Below are 22,512 nucleotides of genomic sequence, written 5' to 3' on the forward strand. Positions count from 1 at the left end.
CATCAGGGTCTGGATGGGGCCGAAGTCCGGTATCATGTGTGCAACTCAGCCCTTGCCCCGATTCCGCCCCGCCGATGTCTTTCGCTAATCTTTCCCGTATCGGCCTCGACAAACCGCTGCGCCTGCTGCTGGTCCACGCCGGCGATGCCGAGTCGATCACCTGGGCCGGCCTGGTGCAACCGCTGCGCCTGTGTGCGCGTGCGCTGGGGCCGGATGCCCTGCGGCTGGACGTGCGCACGCCCGAGCAGGTGGCGCAGCAGGGCGGCAACTGGCATATCGCGCTATTGGTGGCCGATGAAACGGAAGCGCCGCTGCGTGCCGAGCTGTGCCGCGCGGTGATCGAGCGTTGCCGCTCGGCGCCGTTCTGGGGCGGCGTGGGCGCGGCCGTGCTGTGGCTGGCGGACGCGGGCGTCATGGATGGCGTGCGCATCGCCTTGCCCTGGGCCCTGTACGCGGATGCGGAAGCCAAGGCCGAGCGCGCCATCCTGACGCCGCATTTGTTCGACATCGACGGCCCGCACATCACCTGCTGCGGCGGCGCGGCCAGCATCGATTTCTCGCTGACCCTGATCGAGACCATCTTTGGCGCTGACGTGCAGGCGCTCGTCAAGGAAGCGCTGTGCGTGGACAAGGTGCGCGGCAAGGAGGAGCGCCAGAGGGTGGCCCTGCAGGCGCGTTTTGGCGTGCTGCAGCCGAAACTGTCCGAAGCGGTGACCCTGATGGAAGCCAACATCGAGGAACCGCTGTCGACCGACGATATCGCCAGCCTGGTGGGCCTGTCGCGGCGCCAGCTGGAGCGGCTCTTCAAGCAGTACCTGGGCAGCCTGCCGTCGCGCTACTACCTGGAGCTGCGCCTGCAACGCTCCCGGCAACTATTGCTCGATACTCATTATTCCATCGTGCAAGTGGGCCTGATGTGCGGCTTTTCCTCCGGTTCGCACTTTTCCACGGCCTTTGGCACCCTGTTCGGCAATACGCCCCGTGAAGAACGCCAGAGAAAGCTTATGCCGCCAGCGTAAGCAAGGCAGGCACAGCTGTGATGAATTGTGAAAATCCTTGTCGCAGATTCAAAAGAGTTTTAGCATCCCGCTTTTTATAATGCTGTACACACGTAGCTGTCGTAGCTGCGGAGTACCTAACATATTGATGGGGAAATGCTATGAATGCCAAGCTTGATTCGACCGTAACGGCTCGTCCAGTCACCCGGGAAACCTTTGACCAGGTACTCGTTCCTACCTACGCTCCCGCTGCCATGGTGCCTGTACGTGGCGCCGGCCTGGATCTGTGGGACCAGTCCGGCAAGCATTACCTCGATTTCACCTCCGGCATCGCCGTCAACAGCCTGGGCCACTGCCACCCTGCGCTGGTCGATGTGCTGACCAAGCAGATCAACAGCCTGTGGCATTTGGGCAACGGCTACACCAACGAGCCTGTGCTGCGCCTGGCCCTGGCATTGACGGAAGCTACTTTTGCTGACCGCGCCTTCTTCTGCAACTCTGGCGCGGAAGCCAATGAAGCGGCCCTGAAACTGGCGCGCAAGTACGCGCACGGCAAATTCGGCGCGCACAAGTCGCGCATCATTTCCTGCTTCAGCTCCTTCCATGGCCGCACCCTGTTTACCGTCTCCGTCGGCGGCCAGGCCAAGTACACGGAAGGCTTCGAGCCGCTGCCGCCATCGATCGACCACATCGCCTACAACGACATCGAAGCGGCGCGTGCCGCCATCGGCGATGACGTGTGCGCCGTGATTGTCGAGCCGGTGCAAGGCGAAGGCGGCGTGGTGCCAGGCAATCCGGAATTCCTCAAGGAATTGCGCGCCCTGTGCGACAAGACCGGCGCCCTGTTGATTTTCGACGAAGTCCAGTGCGGCATGGGCCGCACTGGCGCGTTGTTCGCGTACATGGGCTATGGCGTCACGCCGGACATCCTGACGGCCGCCAAGGCCCTGGGCAACGGCTACCCGATCGGCGCCATGCTGACCACCAATGAACTGGCGCAAACGCTGGCCGTCGGCACCCACGGCACCACCTACGGCGGCAACCCGCTGGCCGCCACCGTGGCCCTGACCGTGCTGGAGACGATCAATACGCCAGCCTTCCTGGCGCGCGTGAAAGAAGCCAGCGTCAACACCATCGCCATGCTGCAAGGCCTGATCACGGATTACCCGCAAGTGTTCTCCGCCGTGCGCGGCAGCGGTTTGCTGCTGGGCCTGGTAGTCAGCGATGCCTACAAAGGCCGCGCGAAAGACATCCAGAAGGCGGCCGAAGCGCAAGGCCTGATGGTGCTGATCGCCGGCATGGACGTGGTGCGCCTGGCGCCGGCCCTGATCGTCTCGGACGAGCAGATCTTTGAGGCGGGCCGTTTGCTGCGCGTGGCCATCGACGGCTTGCTGAAAGCCTGAAGCTAGCTTCGCTCCCTGTTTGTTCACCGGCCCGCCGCCTTTGCCGCGGGCCGGCTTGGTTCTACCCAGCATTGAAGGAGTACCCATGTATGTTGTCCGTCCGGTAGAAATTGCGGATATTGCAGCCCTCGAAGCGCTGGCCGCGGTAACCATGCCGGGTGTCCATACCCTGCCGAGGACGCGCGAGAAAATCGCCGCCTCCGTCGAGCGCTCCATCGCCTCGTTTGCCGCCCACGTCGACATCCCCAGCGAAGAGTCGTATCTCTTCGTGCTTGAATCCCTGCTCGACAAGAGCATCTTTGGCACGGCCGCCATCTTCGCCTCGGCCGGCTCGAACGGCACCTATTTTTCCTTCCGCAACGACGTCATCCAGCAAGTCTCGCGCGACCTGAACATCAGTCACAGCGTGCATGCGCTGACCCTGTGTTCCGAGCTGACGGCGTACTCGCAGCTGTCCGGCTTCTATGTGCGCAACATGGAGCAGGCGGGCCTGGAAGCGGCCTTGCTGTCGCGCGCGCGGCTGCTGTTCGCCGTGCTGGCGCCGCACCGCTTCGGCGACCGTTTCTTCGTGCCGCTGGCCGGCATCACGGACGCCAACGGCCAGTCGCCATTCTGGGATGCGCTGGGACGCAAGTTCTTCCAGATGGATTTCCTCGATGCCGAGAAAGTCATCGGCGGCGCGCGCAACCGCACGCTGATCGTCGAACTGATGCCGCATTACCCCGTCTACGTGCCGCTGCTGCCCGGCGACGCGCAGGCGGCCATGGGCCAGATCCACCCGAGCGGTGAACTGGCGTTCAATTTGCTGACGGAAGAAGGCTTCGAAGCCGACGACTACATCGACATCTTCGATGGCGGCCCGATCCTGCAGGCGCACAAGCATGCGCTGCGCTCGTTTACGGGCTCGCTCACGCGCCGCGTGGTCGCCGGTGTCACGCCCAGCCGCACGGGCCTGAAAGTGCACTACGCGGTCGCTTCCGGCGCCGAGCGCAATTTCCGCGCCGTCACCTTCACCTGCGATGCGCTCGAAGCGCAGGACAGCATCGGCTTGCCGGCGGAACTGCTCGAGGCGCTGGCCGTGGCCGAAGGCGACAGCGTCATTTGCGTGCGTATCTAAGGAGTTAATTTTATGCTAGTAGTACGCGCCATCAACGCCAACGATCTCGATGCCCTGTATGGCCTGGCCAGCCAGGTCGGCACCGGCATGACCACGCTCAAGCCGGACATGAAAATGCTGGGCGACCGCCTGGCCATTGCCTGCGCCTCGTTCGCCGAAACCATCCCGCCCGAAAAGCGCGACTACATGTTCGTCATGGAGGATACCGATACGGGCCGCCTGGCCGGCGTGTGCGCCATCAAGGGCGCCGTGGGCCTGGACGAGCCGTTCTATAACTACCGCATCGGCACCCTGGTGCACTCGAGCCGCGAGCTCGATGTATTTACGCGCATGGAAACGCTGTACCTGTCGAACGACCTGACGGGCAGCACGGAACTGTGCTCGCTGTTTTTGCATCCCGATTACCGCAGCGGCAACAACGGCAAGCTGCTGTCGAAAAGCCGCTTTCTCTTCATCGCCCAGTTCCCGCACCTGTTCACGGAAAAGCTGATCGCGGAAATGCGCGGCTACCAGGCGCCGGACGGCAGCTCGCCGTTTTATGAAGGCCTGGGCCGCCACTTCTTCAAGATGGATTTCCACCACGTCGACGACCTGACGAGCCTGGGCAAGAAATCCTTCATCGCCGAACTGATGCCGCGCCAGCCCATGTACGTGGCCTACCTGCCCGACGAGGCGCAGGAAGTCATCGGCAAGGTGCATCTGAGCACGGCGCCCGCGCGCCGCCTGCTGGAGCAGGAAGGCTTGCACTTTGAAGGCTATGTCGATATTTTCGACGCCGGTCCCGTGCTGCAGGCGCGCGTCTCCGAGCTGCGCGCCATGCGCGACAGCATGCCGGCCGTGCTCGACGCCGCGACTGTGCCAGTGCCTGCGCCGGAAGCGTGCGGCGACGCCGCGCAAGCCGAGCCATACCTGGTGTCGAACACCGACCTGAAAGATTTCCGCATGATCGTCACCAGCGCCAATCCGCACAGCGGCAAGATTGCGCTGGACGACGCTGAACTGCATCTGCTGCGTAGCCACAACGGCGACACCGTGCGCACCTTGTCACTCAACCCGAGGAAGCATCCCCATGTCTAAATCGTCCAACCTTCATTCATCTACCGCAGCATCGAACTGCATCAACGGCGCCTGGCTGCCAGGCACGGGCCGTGAACTGATCACCATCGATCCGTCGAACGGCAAGCAGACGTGGGCCAGCCTGGAAGCGACGCAAGACGAAGTCGAACAGGCTTGCCAGGCCGCCCGCGCCACGTTTGAAGCGTGGGCCGACACGCCCGTCGAAGAGCGCATCGCCATCTGCGTGCGTTTTCGCGAGCTGCTCAAGGAACATGCGGAAGCGCTGGCGCTCCTGATCTCGGAAGAAGTGGGTAAGCCGCTGTGGGAGTCGCGCACGGAAGTGGCCACCATGGCCAACAAGATCGATATCTCGGTACAGTCGTACCACGCGCGCACGGGCATCACGCAAAGCAAGATCGCCGATGGCGACGCCGTGCTGCGCCACCGCCCACATGGCGTGTTCGGCGTCTTCGGTCCTTACAATTTCCCCGGCCACCTGCCGAACGGGCATATCGTGCCGGCCCTGATCGCCGGTAACACCATCGTCTTCAAGCCCAGCGAATACGCACCGCGCACGGCCATCAAAACCGTGCAACTGTGGCAGCAGGCAGGCTTGCCCGATGGCGTCGTCAACCTTGTCAACGGCGGGCGCGACACGGGCGTGGCGCTGGGTGCGAACGCCCTGCTCGACGGCGTGCTGTTTACCGGTTCCTGCCAGACGGGCATCAGCCTGCACCGCCAGTTCGGCGGCCAGCCGGGCAAGATGCTGGCGCTGGAAATGGGCGGCAATAACGCCCTCGTCGTGTGGGACGTCAAGGACGTGGACGCGGCCGTGCACCACGCGATCTTCTCCGCCTTTGTCTCGGCCGGCCAGCGCTGCACCTGCGCGCGCCGCCTGGTGGTACAGGATAATGCCGCCGGGGTGGCTTTCATAGCGCGCCTGGTGGAAGTGGCGGCGAAACTGGGCATCGGCGCCTCCGATGCGCAGCCGCAGCCGTTCATGGGCCCTGTCGTGTCGAGCGCCGTGGCCGCGCGCCTGGTGCAGGCGCAGGCGGACATGGTCGCCAAGGGCGGCACCACCTTGCTGCAGATGCGCCAGTTGAATCCCGAGGCGGGCTTTGTCACGGCCGGCATCGTCGACGTCACCAACGCCACCGGCATCCCCGACGAGGAATGGTTCGGTCCTTTGCTGCAGGTGATACGCGTGGCTGATTTCAATGCCGCGCTGAAGGTTGCCAACGCCACCGAATTCGGCCTGGCCGCTGCGCTGCTGTCCGACGACCCGGCCCTGTGGCAGACTTTCCAGACGCGCGCGCGGGCCGGCATCATCAACTGGAACCGTCCGACCACGGGCGCGGCCAGCACGGCGCCGTTCGGCGGCGTCGGCAAGTCGGGCAACCACCGTCCGAGCGCCTACTACGCGGCCGACTACTGCGCCTATCCGGTCGCTTCGATCGAGAACGGCGCACTGGAAATGCCGGCCAAGCTGTCGCCCGGCCTGAATTTTTAAGATCAAGGTTTATCAAGGAATCCCCATGCACAGCACGCGCGAATACAACTTTGACGGCCTGGTTGGCCCATCGCATAACTATGCGGGACTATCGTTCGGCAACGTGGCCTCGTTCAGCAATGTGAAAAGCGCCTCGAATCCGAAACAGGCCGCCTTGCAGGGCCTGGCCAAGATGCGTGCCCTGGCCGCGCGCGGTTTTGCGCAAGCCTTGCTGCCGCCGCAGGACCGGCCGAATTTCCGCCTGCTGCGCTCCATCGGTTTCACGGGCACGGATGCCGAAGTGCTGGCGCGCGCCTACAAGGAGTCGCCGGTGATCCTGGCCTGCGCGTATTCCGCCTCTCCCATGTGGACGGCGAATGCCGCCACGGTCAGCCCGTCGGCCGACACGCAGGATGGCCGCGTGCATTTCACGGCCGCCAACCTGAATAACAAGCTGCACCGCGCCTTCGAGCACGCGCAGTCGGCGCGCAGCCTGCGCGCCATTTTCAAGGACGAGCAGCACTTTGCCGTGCACGACGCGCTGCCGTCGACGCCTGCCTTTGGCGACGAAGGCGCGGCCAACCACACGCGCCTGGGTGCCAGCCACGGCGCGCCATCCGTTGAATTGTTCGTGTATGGTCGCGTGGAGTTCGATCCGTCGGCACCGAGTCCGAAGCGCTACCCGGCACGCCAGACCCTGGAAGCGTCGCAAGCCGTGGCGCGCCTGCATGGTCTGAATGCCAAGCGCACGGTGTACGTGCAGCAGAACCCGGATGTGATCGACCAGGGCGTGTTCCATAACGACGTCATCGCCGTCGGCAACGGCAATGTGCTGTTCTATCACGAGCAGGCGTTTGCCGATGAAGAGGCCAGCCTGTCGCAGCTGCACCGCGCCGTCGCCGCCACGGGCGCCGAGTTGCACGCGCTGCGCGTGGACACGGGCCAGGTGCCGATCGCGGACGCCGTCAGCAGCTATCTGTTCAACAGCCAGTTGCTGACCAGGGAAGACGGCAGGATGGCGCTGGTGATTCCACAGGAATGCCAGGAAAACCGCGCCGTGTCGCGTTACCTGGAAGGCCTGGTGGCCAGCGGCGGCCCGGTCGATGAGCTGATACATTTTGATCTGCGCCAGAGCATGCGCAACGGCGGCGGGCCTGCCTGCCTGCGTTTGCGCGTGGCCCTGACGCAAAGCGAAGCGCTCGCCATGCACCAGGGCGTGATCATGACGGAAGCGCTGTACCAGCGCCTGGTGGCCTGGGTCGAGAAGCACTACCGCGACCATCTGGAGCCGAGCGACCTGGCAGACCCGCAGCTGGCGCTGGAAGTGCACGCGGCGCTTGAAGAATTGACGATCATCCTCAACTTACCTGGATTGTACGACTTGTAGGCGACAGAAAAACACAGAAAAAATCCGAGACTGACCTTCCGTAGCACAGAATTGGACGGGTGACCCCCGTCTCTTGACACCGCTGCCGCCCAGCCACAAGCCCGAACGACAGCGTTGGACATTCACATTACCGTAATGGAGATGCAAGATGAATCAAACGCCACAAGATTTGCGTACACAAACGCTGGAGCTGATCAAGGGCAAGGCGGCAGCGCCTGTCGTCGAACTGGTGCAAGCCTGGCTCGATTCGCTCGACGCCGAAGACCTGGCAGATATCGCTCCCGATAGCCTGGCGCCCGTGCTGGTGGAGGGCTTTACGCAAGCGGCCAAGCGCACCGGCAACGGCTGCCAGATCGCCAGCCTGCGCTATGCGGATGGCCGTGGCGGCATGGCGAGCGCCTTGCTGATCCTGAACGAAGACATGCCTTACCTGGTCGATTCCATCGTCATGGCCATGCGCCGCCAGCACCTGGTCGCGCGCGGCGTGATGAATACCGTGCTGCCAGTGCGCCGTGCCGTCGACGGCAGTGTGGAAGCGGTACGCCAGGCTGGCGATCCGCTTGAATCGTATGTGCTGGTGCTGCTCGATGAAGAGCTGGCGCCCGACACCCTGGCCGCGCTGGTCGCCGCCATCGACATGGTGGCGCGCGACGCCTTTGTGGTGCGCCGCGACAGCGCCGCCATGAGCGAACGCCTGGCCGCCGTGGCGACGGCTGCCGCCCAGCATGGCGAAGAGGGCGCGGAAGTCGCCGCCTTCCTTGAATGGGCCCGCAGCGGCGGCTTTGAAGTGTTTGGCTATGCGTATTACCGCGTCAAGCCGGGCGTGCGCGAACTGGAACGCGACATTCCTAGCCGCGTCGGCGTGCTGCAGGATACGGCGCACCCGGTCTATGGCACCTGCCTGGCGAATATCCCGGGCGACTTCGACACCCTGGCCAAGCGCGAATCGGCGCTGTCCATCGTCAAGGCCGACGTCGCCGGCACCTTGCACCGCGACCAGCAGCTTGACTTCATCGGCGTGCGCGACACGGACGCGCAAGGCGCGATCCTGGGCGAGCATTGCTTCGTCGGCTTGTTCACCCGTGCCGGCAATTCCACGCCGCTGGCGGCGCTGCCCTTTGCGCGCGGCCGCGTGGCCAAGGTACTGAGCCTGGCCGGCGTGCGCCAGCAAGGCTTCCGCGCAGAGAAATTCCGCGAAATCCTCGAATCGCTGCCGCGCACCGAAGCGCTGGAAGCGGATCTCGACTGGCTGGCGCAAGTGTGCGGTGCCGTCGTCTCGCTGTACAAGCAGCCGCGCACCAAGGTCTTCGCGCGCCGCGACGTGTATGCGCGCCATCTGAACGTGCTGGTCTACCTGCCGCGCGAGCGCTATAGCGCCAGCGTCGCATCGAGCCTGGCGAAAGCCCTGCAAGCGAGTTCCGGCGCCACCCACGTCAGCACGCAAACCCTGGTGGCCGACGGCCCCCTGGCGCGCGTCTACCTGATCGCCCACGCCGCGCGCTACCCGCTGGACCTGGAAACGGATATCGAACAGCCGCTGCTTGGCGTGCTCGATGGCTGGCATAACGGCTTTGCCGCCGTGGCCGACGCCGTGCCCGACGTGGCCTTGCGCACCAGCCTGCGTAAACTCTGCGCTACCTTGCCGCTCGACTATGTGGCCGCCACCGCGCCGGCAGTCGCCTTCCGCGACCTCGACACCATCTTGCGCAATACCGATCCCGCGCACGTTGCCGTGCGCATCGAGACGGGCGCCGTCACGACGATCCGCCTGTACTCGGCCAACAAGGTGCCGCCGCTGTCGACCATCCTGCCGGCCCTGCACAATGCGGGCGTGGCCATCGACCGCGAACAGGCATACTCGATTTCGCCCGCCGAAGGCACGCGCTATTTCGTCACCAGCCTGACGGTCGATGCCGCCAGCGCGGCGAAACTCGCGCAGCCGGAAATCGTCGCCGTGGCGCAGGAACTGTTTGCCGCGCTGTTCAACGACACGGCCGAAGACGGCCGCCTGAATGGCCTGGTCATCGAAGGCGGCCTGTCGACGCGCGAAGTGCAACTGGTGCGCGCCTACACCAGCTACTGGCGCCAGACGGGCAGCCGCTTCTCGGTGCGCTACATTGCCGAAAGCCTGCGCAAGCAGCCGGCCCAGGTCAAGGCCCTGGTCGAGGCATTCCTGCAGCGCTTCGACCCGTCGCTGTCCGACGCGCAGCACGCCGCCGCCCTGGAAAGCATCGCCGCCATCAAGGCTGGCCTGCCTTCCGTGAACCACGCGGACACCGAGGAAATCCTCGGCGCGCTGGCCGACCTGATGGCCGCCACCCTGCGCACCAGCTACTTCCAGAACAATCAACAAGGCGACAAGATCATCTTCAAATTCGACACCAGCAGCCTGGCGCTGGTGCCGGAACCGCGTCCTTACCGCGAGATTTTCGTCTTCTCGCGCCGCTTCGAAGGCGTGCACCTGCGCGGCGGCCCCGTCGCCCGTGGCGGCTTGCGCTGGTCGGACCGCATGGAAGACTACCGCACCGAAGTGCTGGGCCTCGTCAAGGCGCAGATGGTCAAGAACGCCGTCATCGTGCCGGCCGGCGCGAAGGGCGGTTTTGTCTGCAAGATGATGCCGAAGGACGCCGTGCGTGAAACCATCGCGGCCGAAGGCGAAGCCGTCTACCGCCTGTTCATCTCCAGCCTGCTGGAAGTGACGGACAATCGTTCGCTGGGCAATATCGTGCCGCCGGTCGACACCGTGTGCTTCGACGATGCCGACCCGTACCTGGTGGTGGCCGCCGACAAGGGCACGGCCACGTTCTCGGACATCGCCAACGGCATCGCCGTGCAGCGCGGTTTCTGGCTCGGTGACGCGTTCGCCTCGGGCGGCTCGAATGGTTACGACCACAAGAAGCTGGGCATCACCGCCAAGGGCGCGTTCGAAGCCGTGAAGCGCCACTTCTATGAAATGGATCACGACCTCAATACCACGCCGATCACCATGGTCGGCGTGGGCGACATGTCGGGCGACGTGTTCGGCAACGGCGTACTGCTGTCGCGCCAGCTGAAACTGGTGGCCGCGTTCGACCACCGCCACATCTTCCTCGACCCGACACCGGACGTCGCCGTCTCGTTCGAAGAACGCGCGCGCCTGTTCGCCTTGCCGCGTTCCTCGTGGGATGACTACAACAAGGACTTGATTTCGGCGGGCGGCGGCGTGTATCCGCGCTCCGCACGCTCAATCGAGCTGTCGCCGCAGATCCGCGCCGCGCTCGATATCGCAGAAACTGCGCTGCCACCGGAAGAACTGATGCACCGCATCCTGAAGTCGCCTGTCGACCTGTTCTACAACGGTGGCATCGGTACCTACATCAAGGCTTCCACCGAGACGCACGCGCAAGTGAAGGACCGCGCGAACGACCATATCCGCGTGAATGGCAATGAGTTGCGCGTGAAGGTCGTGGCCGAAGGTGGCAACCTGGGTGCGACGCAGGCGGGCCGCATCGAGTTCGCGCTGGCGGGCGGGCGCATCTTCACCGATGCGATCGACAACTCGGCCGGCGTGGATTGCTCGGACCATGAAGTCAACGTGAAAATCTGGCTGGACGTGGAAGTCAACGCCGGCAAGCTGACGGAAGAAGAACGCAACCGCGAGCTGTATGCGATGACGGACGACGTCGAGCGCCTGGTCTTGCGCGACAACACGCAGCAGACGCATTTGCTGGTGCGCGAATTGCAGGCGCAAAGCGAGAGCGCCGTGCAGGATGGCTACGCCGCGCTGATCGCCAGCCTGGAAGAAGAGGGCGCCCTGTCGCGCGAACTGGAGCAATTGCCGACGGTGGCCGAACTGGCACGCAGGAAGAGCGACGGTCGTGGGCTGACCACGCCGGAACTGGCGGTGGTGATCGCCAACGTGAAGAACCGCTTCAAGCGCATCCTCTCCGCTTTGCCTTTGATCGATGAAACCTGGGCCGAGCCGGTGCTCAAACCGTACTTCCCGTCCCTGCTGGTGGAAACCCGTTCGGCGCTCGACCACCCGCTGGCCAACGCCATCCTGGCGACCGTGCTGGCCAATGAAGTGATCAACCGCTGCGGTCCATTGATGATCCGCGACCTGGCGGCGGAACACGGCGTGGACGAGTCGGCGGTGATCCTGGCCTGGGGCCAGGCATGGGTGGCCTTGAACCTGGCGCCCGTGTTCGATGCGCTCGATGCGGATGCCTTGACGATTCCGCGCGACGTATCGATCAAGGTCGATGCGCAAACGCGCGTGCTGCAGCAGACGATGATCGCCGGCGTGCTGTCCGTGCCGGCCGAGCAGTTGCGCGGCGCCGGCCTGGCCGAGCTGACTGGCCTGTTTGGCGCGGAATCGAAGCGCGAACTGCTGAAAGCCGTCGGCATCAAGTCGGAAGCGGCGCTGGTGCCTGGGCTGAGTCCGGCCTTCGTGCAGGCATGGGACGCGGTCGACGCGCTGGAAATCGTTGCCGGCTTCCTGTTCCCGGCCCTGTCCGTGCCGCGTCCTGCGGCGATGGACCTGGCCTCCTTCCTGCAAGTGGGCCTGGCCCTGCGCAGCCAGGCGGGCATCGATACGCTGGAACGTGGCCTGAAGCTGGCCGCGCAAGGCAAGTCGCAGGAACAGTTGCGCAACTACGCGCAGCAAGCCCTGCGCCGCACGCAACAGCGCCTGCTGACGCAAGTGCTGGCGCGCGCCGGGCAAGGCAATGCTGGCCAGGCGGTCGACGCGGTGACGGGCGCGCTGGGCCTGTCGGCCTACGTGGTGGCGACGGAACTGGAGCAAGCCATGCTGGACGTGTGGACCTTGTCGGAAGCCGTGAATAAAATCACGGCCAAACCCACAGCGGAAGCGGCGGTGTAATGACGCAAGAAGCTCCACAGCTAGTAACACCGGTAGTGCAGGGCGCTGGCGGCTTGCCGCCAGCCGTGCAGGCGCTGGCGCAGGCTGATTTCAGCGCCGTGGCGCAGCTGTTCGCCAAGGCCGGATTCACGGTGGCCTTGCCGGCGCCCGGCATGCTGCAAGTGCTCAAACCGGGAGACGGCCGCGCCAGCGTGGTCGTTTCGGTGGGCGTGCATGGCGACGAGACAGGACCGATCGAAGTGCTGGCACATCTGCTCGACGCCCTGTCGCGCGATGCGTCGGCCCTGGCCGTCGACCTGCTCGTTTGCGTGGGCAATGTCGATGCGATCCGCGTCGGCAAGCGCTTTATCGACGCCGACCTGAATCGCATGTTCCGCCCCGTGCGGGGCAGCCTGGCGCAAGCGGCGGAAAGCGCGCGCGCCGATGAAATGATCGCGGCGACCAAGGCGTTCTTTGCGGCGGCCGGTCCCGAGCGCTGGCACCTGGATTTGCACACGGCCATCCGGCCTTCCGTGTATCCCACGTTTGCCATCGTGCCGGACCTGGTGGCCGATGCGGCCAAGGCGCAGCTGATAGCCTGGCTGGGCCAGGCCGCCATCGGCGCCATCATCATGAACCCGCAATCGGCCGGCACCTACAGCTACTATTCGGCCGAGCATTGCGGCGCGGCCGCCAGCACGGTGGAGCTGGGCCGCGTGGGCACCCTGGGGCAGAACGATTTGTCCCTGTTCGACGAGGTGTCGCGGGCGCTGGATGGCCTGCTGTGCGGGCTGCCGGCGCAGCCCGTCAAGGCGCAACCGCACGTGTTCAAGGTGGCGCAGGAAATCATCAAGCACAGCGATGAATTCCGCATGGCCTTCGACCGTAGCACGCAGAATTTCACGTCCTTGCCGCAGCATGCGGTGATCGCCAGCGATGGTGACCACGTCTACACGGTGCGGCACGCGGAAGAGCTGGTGGTGTTCCCGAATCCGGACGTGCGCGTGGGTTTGCGCGCGGGGCTGATGGTGGTGCGCGTGTCCTGAACGTGTGTTGTTTGCTATGGCATTGCATGGCGCCAGCCGGGGAAACCCGCCTGGCGCTTTTTCATGTAAAAAATTCTGCACGGAAATAATTATGCATTAGGCAATCATTTGGTTTAGAATATTTGCCCTTTAACAATTTCTGGACCGATCATGTTGAAACGCCTGTTGGCCGCCGTGCTGTGCCTGACCCTTTCCAGCCTGCTGTCTGCCGCCCATGCCGGGGACAAGGCCGAGGCCGGCGACACGTCCGCCGCATCGACGATGACAGCCGAGCAATTCCTGGCGCAGTTGCATTTCCAGCGCGGCAAGATCACCTTGCCCGGCAGTATCGCCACCCTGGATTTGCCGGACAATTTCCGCTATCTGGCGCCCGCCGACGCCGAGCGCGTGCTGGTCGATGCCTGGGGCAATCCGCCCGGCTTCCAGACCTTGGGTATGATCGTGCCGGCCAGGACCAGCGTGCTTGAGCGTGACAGCTGGGGCGTTATCGTCACATACGAAAAGGAAGGGCATATCAAGGATGACGATGCGGACAGCATCCAGTACGACGAATTGCTCAAGGACATGCAGGCGTCCGTGCTGGAAAACAATGCGGAGCGCAAGAAGCAGGGCTATCCCGGCATCCATTTGATGGGCTGGGCGGAAAAACCCAGTTATGCCAAGGATACGCACAAGCTGTACTGGGCCAAGGACTTGATGGTCGATGGCGGCGCGCATTCCCTCAACTACAACGTGCGGGTGCTGGGCCGTGAGGGCGTGCTGAACCTGAATGCGATTGCCGGCATGGAGCAGATCGAGGCGATCAAGAAAGAAATGCAGCAGGTGACGGCGTTTACGGAATTTACCGAGGGTAACCGCTACACGGATTTCGACAGCAAGACGGACAAGGTGGCCGAGTATGGCCTGGCGGCGCTGGTGGCGGGCGGCGTGGCCAGCAAGCTGGGCCTGTTTGGCAAACTGCTGGCGCTGCTGCTGGCCTTCAAGAAAGTGCTGCTCCTGGCCGTGGTAGGCGGCGGCGCCGTCATCGTCAAGTTTTTCACTGGCAAGCGCAAGGACCAGCCGGCGCCGGTACCGCCGCAGCAGTCCGTTGAGCAGCCAGCGCATTTACCGGACGGCAAGGTCAACCTGGACAAGTAAGCGCAACTGGGCCGCAAGGTGCGCTGACGCACACGGGCGCGCCGCCGGAAAACAGCGCCTCGGGTACACTGGCTCATCGTTCACTATCAGGAGTCCGCCATGTCCGTGTCCATGTATCAGGCAACCATTCCCGTCTTCATCCGCGGCTTGCGGGTCGTCTCGGCCCTGCTGGAAAAAGCCCAGGCCCACGTCGAGGAAGATGGCATCGTGCCCGAGATTTTGCTGGGCGCGCAACTGGCGCCCGACATGCTGGACCTGGCGGCGCAGGTACAGCGCGCCAGCGATACCTCGAAGATGTCGGTCGAGCGCCTGAGCGGCGTGCCGGCGCCCAAGTTCGAGGATAACGAAGCGTCGTTCGAGCAATTGCAGGAACGCATCGCCAACACCATCGCTTACATCGACGGCGTCAGCGCAGGGCAGATGGCGGGCAGCGCGCAGAAGGAAGTGGTGTTGAACTGGACCGACGAGGGGACGAAATTCTCGGGCGATAACTACCTGCTCAGCTTTGCCTTGCCGAATTTCTATTTTCACGTTTCCATGGTCCACGCCATCCTGAGAAACAATGGCGTGGCCGTGGGCAAGCTTGACTATCTGGGACCGTACGACTGAGATTGATTAGCGTTGTGGCTGCTGCACCTGGTTCTGCACCGCATTGCCCAGCATGCCGCCGCCGATGACGCCTGCCACGGTCGCCAGCGCCTTGCCGCGACCGCCGCCCACCTGATTACCGATCAAGCCGCCGATGACGGCACCCGCGCCGATGCCAACGTAGTTGGGCTGTGCCGGTGCCGGCGCAGGTACTGGCTGCTGGCGCACGGGTTCGCGGTAGGCCGTCTCGCGGTAGCCATCATTGTTGTCGTTGTAAGCAGGGCGCGCTTGCGCCACTTGCGTGTGGTGCACGACGCGCTTGTGCACGACGGGGGCTGGTGCAGGTGCTGGCACGGCCTGTGCCACGACAGGCGCAGCCAGCGGCGCGGCGACAGGCGCCGCCAGGGCCGCTRCRCGTCATCCGGCGCCTGGCTTTGCGGCAACAGGGTCAGCGCTTCAGTCCAGGCCAGCACGGCACGCTCGCGCGCCGTGAAGAATGGCGTTTCGCGCCAGACGGACACGGCGTACAGGCGGCGCTCCGTTTCGCCCGCCTTGCGCGCATCGGCCGTGTGCATGTCCACGCAGAACGCGCAGCCATTGATTTGCGAAGCGCGCAGACGGACCAGTTCGAGCAGTGAGTGTTCCAGGCCCAGCTTGGCGATGGCCGCTTCCAGCGCGTACATGGCCTTGACCACGTCGGGCGAGGCTTGTGCGAAATCGAGTCGTTGCTGTGTCATGATGCATTCCTTGATAAAGTAGAGATGCATGATTGTAGAAGCGCAAGCATCACGTCACGCAGACCAATCCCGCCGAAAACCGGCAGACCACCAGCAGGCACAACATGGAATTACATATCCTGATCGACGGCACGCGCGACCTGGGCGGACAGCTGTACCGCCAGCTCAGCGAGGCCATCCGCTCGGGCCGGCTGGCCGATGGCCAGCAATTGCCGCCCTCGCGCCTGCTGGCCAGCCAGCTGGGGCTGTCGCGCAAGACGGTATCCGACGTCTATGACAAGCTCGGTTATGAAAAGCTGCTGGCAGGTAAGGTCGGCGTGGGCAGTTTCGTGCAGACGCCGCACGCCTCGCCGCAGCGCCGCCATGCCAGCACGCCGCTGGCCAGCGCCCCGCGCATTGCCCGCTGGGAAACCACGCCCACGCCCTTGCGCCGGGCCAGCCAGGAAATGCCGGCGCGCTATGCGTTTATCGGCGGGCGCGCCACGCCGTCGCACTTCCCGCAGGACGAATGGCGCGCCTGCGTGCTGCACGCGTTGCGCCAGGATGGCCAGGCGCGCGGCCGCTATGCGCCGGTGGCCGGCTTGCCAGCCTTGCGCACGGCCATCGCCGGCCATGCGGCCTTCAGCCGCGGCATCCATTGCACGCCAGAACAGGTCGTCGTCACCAGCGGCGCGCAACAAGCGCTGTACTTGCTGGCGCACACCTTGCTGGAACCTGGCGATACGGTTGCTGTCGAGGAACCCGGCTATCCCGTTGCACGCGCCGTGTTCGCCAGCATGGGCGCGCGCGTGGCGGGTGTCGCCGTGGACGAGGATGGCCTGGTGGCCGAACAGATTCCCGACGGCACGCGGCTGATCTATGTCACGCCCGCACACCAGTTCCCGCTCGGCATGCCCATGAGCATGGCGCGCCGCCACGCCTTGCTGGAGCGGGCGCACCAGCTGGGCGCCATCATCATCGAAGACGATTACGACAGCGCCTTCCGCTACGAAGGCCGGCCCGAGGATTCCCTGCAAAGCATGGACCGCTACGGCATCGTGGCCCACGTGGGCAGCTTTTCCAAGATCATGCTGCCGGAATTGCGCCTGGGCTACGTCGTCCTGCCGCAAGCCATCGTGGCCGCCGTGGAAACGGTGAAGTACCTGAGCGATTGCCATACGGCCAGCCTGGGCCAGCATGCGCTGGCCAAGTTCATCGGCGATGGCCACTTGCTGCGCCACATACGCCGCTGCCACGATATCTATGCGGGACGGCGCGAGCGCCTGCAGCACTGGTTCAATGGTCCGCTGGCGCCATGGTTCCGCCTGGTGCCGGCCAGCGCCGGCTTCCACGTGGCAGCCCTGGCGCAAGCGCCGCTGGACATCGCCGAACTGCTGCGCCGGGCACGGCTGGCCGACATCAGCCTGTATGCGCTGGCCAGCTTCTATCACGGCGAGGCGCGCCACGAAGGCTTGTTTCTCGGCTATGGCGCCATCGACAAGGTCGATATCGACACGGCGCTGGCCAAGGTGCTGGCCATCTTGCAGGACATGACGCCCATCAGGACGGCGCCTGCGCACATCAGCGCGGCTGCCAGCGGTAGTGTCCCGTGATCGGATAGCTGAACAGGATGTTTTCCTCGCGCGCGCCCGCGCCGATGTTATGGATGATCAACGGCACGCCATTCCACGCTTGCCTGTCGCTGACGATGCCGATATGCGTGAGGTTGCCCGGCAAGCGCCAGGTGACGATGTCGCCCCCGCGGTAAGCGCCCGCTTCCTTGCTCAGCGGCAAACTGGTGCCGTGGCGTGCAAAATAAGTGCCCAGGTTGGGCACGCGGCGGTGGTCGATATTGCGGTCCGGCCCCTTCATCTGCCAGCGCCCTTGCTGCTGGTACACGGCCCACGCCTTGCGCATGTCCTCGTGCACCAGCACCTGCAAATCCTGGCCCAGCTTGCGGTAGGCGCGCACCACCACGTCCGTGCACACGCCCCGTTCCAGCGGCACGTCGCCACCCGGATACGCGAGGCGTTCGTAGCGCGGATCGTACTGCAGCGTCACGCCGACCTGGCTGCGGGCGGCGGCAACCAGGGCTTGCGGCGTGGCCGCCGCTGCGGCGTGCAGCGCCAGCGGCAACAGGGAAAAAAGCAGGATGGGAAGCTGTTTGAACGGCATGACAGTCAGGCAATGGTGGCAATACGCCAGACTTTACCTGATGCGGGCGAAAAACGCCGTTTCCTCACAGCGCGGCCAGTTGCGCCAGGTGGGCGGGAAAATCCACGGACGGGCCGGCCGCGTTGATGGTTTCGAAGTAATCATGCCAGCCCGTGGCGGCAATACCGGCCAGCAAGGCATCGAGCGCCGCGTCGTCAGGGAAGCGCCACACGGCATACAATTGCTGCGGCGCTGCATGCAGCTTGCCGCCGTCGATGGCGCCCATGGCCAGTGCTTCCGCTCCCATGGCGGACAAAGCCGCCATGCCTTCGCCCACGGTGGCGAAATATGCCTGGCGCGCGGCGACGTCAAGGGCCAGCCAGGCTGGTTTCGGGCTATACAGTTCCAGCAGATAATGCATATAGTTTCCTCCAAAGAATCACGAAATCGAACGCTGGGCGCGCTTGCAAATGCGCACGGTGGCGGCATGGGGGCTTTCCGCCAGCCATTGCGCGCACAGGGCGCGCACCCAATCCGGCTGGCTCTTGGCCGCGTCGTTGAGCCAGTTGGCGACGGAATCCTGCACGTAGTTGGCCGGATCGGCGCGCAAGGGCTGCAGCAGGGGCAAGGCCAGCTGTGGCTGCTGTTTTAGCTCGGCAATATGCGCGCACCACACGCCGCGCGGGCGCAGCGCTTCGCAGGCAAAACGGCGCAGGCGTTCCGATGGATCCGCCGTCCAGGATGCCAGCAGCGCGATGGACTGTGCCAGATTTCCGGCCAGCCGGGGCCGCAGCGCCAGCCAGGCCCATTCGCGCACGCCGAAATGCCCGTCGTCGGCCAAGGGCCGCATGGCGGCCAGCTGCCGCGGCAAATCCAGATCAGCTTGCGCAGCGATGGCGAAGCAGACCCAGCCGCGTACCGTATCGGACGCGTGCGCCTGCAACGGCGACAGGTCCATTTCGGCGTCCAGCAGCAGTTGCGCCGCCAGCGCCATGCGCCGGGTGATGCCGGCATCCGCTTGCGCGCGCATGCAGGCAAGCCGGGCACTGCCGACGGCAGGCGCGGCAGCTTCCAGCAACACGGCAAAATCGATGGCCAGCCCTTCCGTCAGGGTGGTGCTGGGCACGCTGCCCTGGTTCAGCAAAGCCAGCCGTGCGGGATCGATATCGGCGACGCCCCTGCTCACGCCTGGCTCCGGTCCGTCTTGCGCCAGGCTTTTTCCAGTAACGAACTCAGCAACTGCATTTCTTCCGCCGTGAAGTCCGCAAACAGGCTGGCGATCCATTGCGCATGTTCATCCACCAAGGTGGCGGCGACGCTCTCACCCTTGACACTCAGGCGTACCAGCAGCTTGCGCCGGTCGAGCTGGTCCGCGTGGCGCGTGAGGAAGCCGTCACGTTCAAGGCCGTCGAGCAAACCCGTGACGGTGCCGCGCGTCACGCCTGCCCGTTCAGCCAGCACATGCGGCGGCAAGCCCTGCGGCTCGCCGCGCAGCAGGAACAGCAGGACGAACTTGCCTTCCGACAAACCATACCGGCCCAGGCGCGTGGCGCAATCGCCATCGATGGCCGATGCCAGGCCCAGCACTTCAAAGCACAGGCGCAAGCGCGCCGTGGACTGTGCCATGTCGAGGCCGCTGGCACGGCGCTGCACGTCGCCCAGCAGGGCCGTATATTTCTGTTCAAGTTTTATCATATGGCGCAATATAATATGGCGCCATATTAAATGTCAAATGGAAAACCTCAGCGGTTTTCCTGCCGCTTCAAAGGCGGGCCTTGTCCCTGGCCCAGGCAATGATGCCGTTCGCATCGGTGGCACCCGGCTGGCGCGCCACTTCCACGCCACCCACGAACAGGGCCAGCGTGGGAATGCTGCGGATATTGAAGCGGGCGCCAAGGTCGGGCGACGCTTCCGTATTCACCTTCACCACGCGAAACGCGGGTTCCAGGGTCTTGGCGGCCTGGGCATAGAATGGCGCCATGCTGCGGCACGGTCCGCACCACGGCGCCCAGAAATCCACCAGCACGGGGATATCGCTGCGCTCGACATGCTTGAGGAAACGCGCGCTGGCCAGGTCCACGGGCTGGCCCGTAAACAAATCCTTCTGGCACTTGCCGCACGCAGGCTGTTCGCGCAGACGGCTCTGCGGCAGGCGGTTGACGGCGTCGCAATGGGGGCACACGATGTGCAGGGAGTCTGTAGTGGCAGTGGTCATGGTGATCCTGGTAAGCGTGCCGGAAAGTGCATGCGGAATATTTTACGGCGTAACGCCGCGCGCCGTTGGCACGCTTGCAAATACTCCACTATAGTAGCCCGCAACGGCTTGCGGTTTGCTGAGCCGGCAAAGGAGAAACATGCACGCTGTCGCACACGACTTGCCCGACCGCCCGCCACACGCGCAACTGGACGCCACCCTGGCCGCGCAGCGCGCCGCCTGCCTGGCCCACCCCGCGCCCACGTTCGCCGAACGCAAGCGCGACTTGCTGGCCTTGCAGCGCTTCATCCGCGATCATGCCGAGGCCTTGTGCGAGGCCATCAGCACTGACTACGGCAACCGTTCCAGGCACGAAACCTTGCTGGCGGAGATCTTTCCCGCTATCGATGGCATCGACCATGTGCTCAAGCACTTGAAAAAATGGATGCGGCCGCAGCGGCGTAGCGTGGACTGGCGCAACTTTCCCGGCGCCCGCAACCGCGTCATCCCACAGCCGCTGGGCGTGGTCGGCGTCATCGTGCCATGGAATTTTCCAGTGAACCTGAGTCTGGTACCCTTGAGCTACATCTTCGCCGCCGGCAACCGCGCCATGGTCAAGATGAGCGAGAATTCACGCCACCTGGCCCGCTTGCTGATCGAAAAGATGCCCGCCTATTTCGCGCCGGAAAAGCTGCAGTTTTTTGATGAGACGGGTGGCGTCGGCATCGCGTTTTCGCAACTGCCTTTCGACCACCTGCTGTTTACGGGCTCCGGCCAGACGGGACGCGCCGTCATGGCGGCCGCCGCGCAGAATCTGTGCCCCGTGACACTGGAACTGGGCGGCAAGGCGCCGGCCATCGTCTGCACCGACTTCGACGTGCGCACGGCAGCCGAGCGCATCTTGTACGTGAAATACATGAACGCCGGGCAAATCTGCACCAGCGTCGACCACGCCTGGCTGCCCAAGGCAAGCATCGCCGCCTTCGTCGCGCATGCCCGCGCCATCATGCCGGCACGCTACCCTCGGCTGGACACGCCCGACTACACGTCCATCATCGACCAGCCTGCGTTCGAGCGCCTGCTGCAGGCACTCGACGAGGCGCGCGGGCGGGGCGCAGAAGTGATTTCACTGCTGCCCGGCCCGGCATATGACCGCGCCACGCGCAAGATCGCACCGCACATCGTGCTCGGCGCGCCCGAGGACAGCCTGCTGCTGACGCGCGAAATCTTCGGACCCATCCTGCCGCTGCGCGCGTACACCGATTTGCAAAGCGTGATCGATAGCATCAACGCGGGACCGCGTCCGCTGGCCATCTATCCATTCAGCAACGATGCACGGACGGTGCAGCGGCTGATCGACCGGGTAATGTCGGGCGGCGTCTCCGTCAACGACGCCCTGTTCCACGTAGGCCAGCACGACTTGCCGTTTGGCGGCGTGGGCGAGTCCGGCATGGGCCACTACCACGGCGTCGAAGGTTTCCACACGTTCAGCAAGCTGCGGCCCGTGTTTTACCAGGCCCGTTACAGCCCATTGACGCTGCTACGGCCGCCATATGGCAAGCTGGCCAGCCGCATGCTGGCCTTCCTGACCCGCTGATTACAGGAACAGCGAGGCTGCAATGGCCCACATGACGAGCGCGATGATGCCGTCGAGCACGCGCCAGGCCATGGGCTTGGCAAACACGGGCGCCAGGTAGCGGGCGCCAAAGCCCAGCAGGCAGAACCACAGGGCCGAGGCCATGATGGCGCCGCCGGCAAAGTAGAAGCGTCCCATGCCTTCATGCTGGCCGCCGATCGAACCGAGCAGTATCACCGTGTCGAGGAAGGCGTGCGGGTTCAGCAAGCTGAACGCCAGTGCCGCGCCAATCACGGCCCAATAGCCTTCCGGCGATTTGGCGGCCGAGACCGTCATGGCCGATGGACGCCAGGCCGATTTGGCGGCCCGCAAACCGTACGCGATCAGGAAGGTGGCACCGCCGGCCTTGGCCCACAGCAGGAAATTCGGGTTGTCGGCAATAAAGGTGCCCATGCCGGCCACGCCGGCCGTGATCAGGATGGCGTCGCACACCAGGCACACCAGGATGCAGGTGAGCACGTAATGGCGTTTCAAGCCCTGCTTGAGCAGGAAGGCGTTTTGTGTGCCGATGGCCACGATTAGGCTGGCCCCGAGTCCCATGCCTTTCAAGAAAATTGCGCTGTCCATATCGATTCCTTTCTATTGCTTTCCATCACGCGCACGGCCGCCCACGCTCTGCCGCGAACGGCAAAGTCATCAGAGGTAGGTGGAGGGTGTAGCGGTACCAGCAGGACCGCGCGAGGAGTGGAGTTGTTACCCTATTTCAACAGTGTAAAGAAAAAGTAAATATAAGTATAATGAATGATTCTAA

General features: G+C 64.4%; 19 protein-coding genes and 1 pseudogene. 12 read left to right on the forward strand and 8 right to left on the reverse strand.

What is annotated here, in order from left to right:
- The first annotated feature begins 74 nt into the window (after nt 1-74).
- The 10 genes from JaAD80_RS05200 (at nt 75) to JaAD80_RS05245 (ending at nt 15,082) form a co-directional block, all read left to right on the forward strand.
- Nucleotides 75-1,019 carry a GlxA family transcriptional regulator gene (locus JaAD80_RS05200; RefSeq protein WP_102293191.1) on the forward strand — a complete coding sequence of 315 codons (945 nt, stop codon included), beginning with the start codon at nt 75-77 and terminating at the stop codon, nt 1,017-1,019.
- A gap of 140 nt (nt 1,020-1,159) precedes the next feature.
- Entirely contained in the window at nt 1,160-2,401 is a 1,242-nt protein-coding gene (gene astC / locus JaAD80_RS05205; protein ID WP_102293192.1) for an acetylornithine/succinylornithine family transaminase, read from the forward strand.
- Nucleotides 2,402-2,486: 85 nt separating this feature from the next.
- The gene (locus JaAD80_RS05210) at nt 2,487-3,518 is read left to right on the forward strand and encodes an arginine N-succinyltransferase (RefSeq protein WP_102293193.1); all 1,032 of its coding nucleotides are present in this window, start codon (nt 2,487-2,489) and stop codon (nt 3,516-3,518) included.
- Between the two features lie 12 nt (nt 3,519-3,530).
- The gene (gene astA, locus JaAD80_RS05215) at nt 3,531-4,595 is read left to right on the forward strand and encodes an arginine N-succinyltransferase (protein ID WP_102293194.1); all 1,065 of its coding nucleotides are present in this window, start codon (nt 3,531-3,533) and stop codon (nt 4,593-4,595) included.
- Nucleotides 4,588-6,084 (forward strand): succinylglutamate-semialdehyde dehydrogenase, encoded by a 1,497-nt coding sequence (astD, locus tag JaAD80_RS05220; RefSeq protein WP_102293195.1) that lies wholly within the window; start codon nt 4,588-4,590, stop codon nt 6,082-6,084. The genes astA and astD overlap by 8 nt, the downstream gene beginning before the upstream one ends.
- A 25-nt stretch (nt 6,085-6,109) precedes the next feature.
- Entirely contained in the window at nt 6,110-7,450 is a 1,341-nt protein-coding gene (astB, locus tag JaAD80_RS05225) for an N-succinylarginine dihydrolase (RefSeq protein WP_102293196.1), read from the forward strand.
- A gap of 148 nt (nt 7,451-7,598) precedes the next feature.
- Nucleotides 7,599-12,311: an NAD-glutamate dehydrogenase domain-containing protein gene (locus JaAD80_RS05230; RefSeq protein ID WP_102293197.1), complete on the forward strand. Its 4,713-nt coding sequence runs from the start codon at nt 7,599-7,601 to the stop codon at nt 12,309-12,311.
- Nucleotides 12,311-13,336 (forward strand): succinylglutamate desuccinylase, encoded by a 1,026-nt coding sequence (locus tag JaAD80_RS05235; protein ID WP_102293198.1) that lies wholly within the window; start codon nt 12,311-12,313, stop codon nt 13,334-13,336. The genes JaAD80_RS05230 and JaAD80_RS05235 overlap by 1 nt, the downstream gene beginning before the upstream one ends.
- 150 nt (nt 13,337-13,486) lie before the next feature.
- Nucleotides 13,487-14,473, forward strand: a complete 987-nt coding sequence (locus JaAD80_RS05240; protein WP_102293199.1) for a DUF2167 domain-containing protein — start codon at nt 13,487-13,489, stop codon at nt 14,471-14,473.
- Between the two features lie 99 nt (nt 14,474-14,572).
- Complete coding sequence (locus JaAD80_RS05245; protein WP_102293200.1) at nt 14,573-15,082, forward strand: DUF1993 family protein; 510 nt, start codon at nt 14,573-14,575, stop codon at nt 15,080-15,082.
- A gap of 6 nt (nt 15,083-15,088) precedes the next feature.
- On the opposite strand, the gene JaAD80_RS30570 is transcribed toward JaAD80_RS05245, so the two are convergent.
- A complete protein-coding gene (locus tag JaAD80_RS30570) occupies nt 15,089-15,208 on the reverse strand; it encodes a glycine zipper 2TM domain-containing protein (protein WP_180979309.1) in 120 nt (39 codons plus the stop codon).
- Between the two features lie 269 nt (nt 15,209-15,477).
- Nucleotides 15,478-15,798 (reverse strand): annotated as a pseudogene (locus JaAD80_RS31350) (carboxymuconolactone decarboxylase family protein); the annotation flags it as partial.
- A 104-nt stretch (nt 15,799-15,902) separates the two neighbouring features.
- On the opposite strand from JaAD80_RS31350, the gene JaAD80_RS05260 reads away from it, so the two are divergent.
- Entirely contained in the window at nt 15,903-17,390 is a 1,488-nt protein-coding gene (locus JaAD80_RS05260; RefSeq protein ID WP_102293201.1) for a PLP-dependent aminotransferase family protein, read from the forward strand.
- On the opposite strand, the gene JaAD80_RS05265 is transcribed toward JaAD80_RS05260, so the two are convergent.
- The 5 genes from JaAD80_RS05265 to trxC all read right to left on the reverse strand — a co-directional run bounded on the left by JaAD80_RS05265 (nt 17,359) and on the right by trxC (nt 20,146).
- A complete protein-coding gene (locus JaAD80_RS05265) occupies nt 17,359-17,952 on the reverse strand; it encodes a DUF1287 domain-containing protein (RefSeq protein WP_102293202.1) in 594 nt (197 codons plus the stop codon). The two genes, JaAD80_RS05260 and JaAD80_RS05265, sit on opposite strands and share 32 nt — an antisense overlap.
- A 64-nt stretch (nt 17,953-18,016) precedes the next feature.
- Nucleotides 18,017-18,352, reverse strand: coding sequence for a DUF6616 family protein (locus JaAD80_RS05270; RefSeq protein WP_102293203.1), 336 nt, complete (start codon nt 18,350-18,352; stop codon nt 18,017-18,019).
- An 18-nt stretch (nt 18,353-18,370) separates the two neighbouring features.
- Nucleotides 18,371-19,117 carry a HEAT repeat domain-containing protein gene (locus tag JaAD80_RS05275; protein WP_258002815.1) on the reverse strand — a complete coding sequence of 249 codons (747 nt, stop codon included), beginning with the start codon at nt 19,115-19,117 and terminating at the stop codon, nt 18,371-18,373.
- Complete coding sequence (locus tag JaAD80_RS05280; RefSeq protein WP_374755227.1) at nt 19,114-19,623, reverse strand: MarR family winged helix-turn-helix transcriptional regulator; 510 nt, start codon at nt 19,621-19,623, stop codon at nt 19,114-19,116. Before JaAD80_RS05280 ends, JaAD80_RS05275 begins: the two co-directional genes overlap by 4 nt.
- Before the next feature lie 70 nt (nt 19,624-19,693).
- Nucleotides 19,694-20,146 carry a thioredoxin TrxC gene (gene trxC, locus JaAD80_RS05285; protein WP_102293205.1) on the reverse strand — a complete coding sequence of 151 codons (453 nt, stop codon included), beginning with the start codon at nt 20,144-20,146 and terminating at the stop codon, nt 19,694-19,696.
- Between the two features lie 139 nt (nt 20,147-20,285).
- On the opposite strand from trxC, the gene JaAD80_RS05290 reads away from it, so the two are divergent.
- Nucleotides 20,286-21,722 carry a coniferyl aldehyde dehydrogenase gene (locus tag JaAD80_RS05290; RefSeq protein ID WP_102293206.1) on the forward strand — a complete coding sequence of 479 codons (1,437 nt, stop codon included), beginning with the start codon at nt 20,286-20,288 and terminating at the stop codon, nt 21,720-21,722.
- Here the strand turns inward: JaAD80_RS05290 and JaAD80_RS05295 are convergent, their stop codons facing one another.
- Nucleotides 21,723-22,328 (reverse strand): LysE/ArgO family amino acid transporter, encoded by a 606-nt coding sequence (locus JaAD80_RS05295; RefSeq protein ID WP_102293207.1) that lies wholly within the window; start codon nt 22,326-22,328, stop codon nt 21,723-21,725.
- Nucleotides 22,329-22,512: the final 184 nt, after the last annotated feature.

It is taken from the genome of Janthinobacterium sp. AD80 (assembly GCF_002878455.1).
GTDB lineage: Bacteria > Pseudomonadota > Gammaproteobacteria > Burkholderiales > Burkholderiaceae_D > Janthinobacterium.

Coding starts and splice junctions, on each gene's coding strand:
- JaAD80_RS05290 (WP_102293206.1), top strand. CDS start 20,286: ATGCACGCTGTCGCACACGACTTGCCCGACCGCCCGCCACACGCGCAA.
- astB (WP_102293196.1), top strand. CDS start 6,110: ATGCACAGCACGCGCGAATACAACTTTGACGGCCTGGTTGGCCCATCG.
- JaAD80_RS05265 (WP_102293202.1), bottom strand. CDS start 17,952: ATGCCGTTCAAACAGCTTCCCATCCTGCTTTTTTCCCTGTTGCCGCTG.
- JaAD80_RS05245 (WP_102293200.1), top strand. CDS start 14,573: ATGTCCGTGTCCATGTATCAGGCAACCATTCCCGTCTTCATCCGCGGC.
- astA (WP_102293194.1), top strand. CDS start 3,531: ATGCTAGTAGTACGCGCCATCAACGCCAACGATCTCGATGCCCTGTAT.
- JaAD80_RS05270 (WP_102293203.1), bottom strand. CDS start 18,352: ATGCATTATCTGCTGGAACTGTATAGCCCGAAACCAGCCTGGCTGGCC.
- JaAD80_RS05200 (WP_102293191.1), top strand. CDS start 75: ATGTCTTTCGCTAATCTTTCCCGTATCGGCCTCGACAAACCGCTGCGC.
- astC (WP_102293192.1), top strand. CDS start 1,160: ATGAATGCCAAGCTTGATTCGACCGTAACGGCTCGTCCAGTCACCCGG.
- JaAD80_RS05235 (WP_102293198.1), top strand. CDS start 12,311: ATGACGCAAGAAGCTCCACAGCTAGTAACACCGGTAGTGCAGGGCGCT.
- JaAD80_RS05295 (WP_102293207.1), bottom strand. CDS start 22,328: ATGGACAGCGCAATTTTCTTGAAAGGCATGGGACTCGGGGCCAGCCTA.
- trxC (WP_102293205.1), bottom strand. CDS start 20,146: ATGACCACTGCCACTACAGACTCCCTGCACATCGTGTGCCCCCATTGC.
- JaAD80_RS05230 (WP_102293197.1), top strand. CDS start 7,599: ATGAATCAAACGCCACAAGATTTGCGTACACAAACGCTGGAGCTGATC.
- JaAD80_RS05240 (WP_102293199.1), top strand. CDS start 13,487: ATGTTGAAACGCCTGTTGGCCGCCGTGCTGTGCCTGACCCTTTCCAGC.
- astD (WP_102293195.1), top strand. CDS start 4,588: ATGTCTAAATCGTCCAACCTTCATTCATCTACCGCAGCATCGAACTGC.
- JaAD80_RS05260 (WP_102293201.1), top strand. CDS start 15,903: ATGGAATTACATATCCTGATCGACGGCACGCGCGACCTGGGCGGACAG.
- JaAD80_RS05210 (WP_102293193.1), top strand. CDS start 2,487: ATGTATGTTGTCCGTCCGGTAGAAATTGCGGATATTGCAGCCCTCGAA.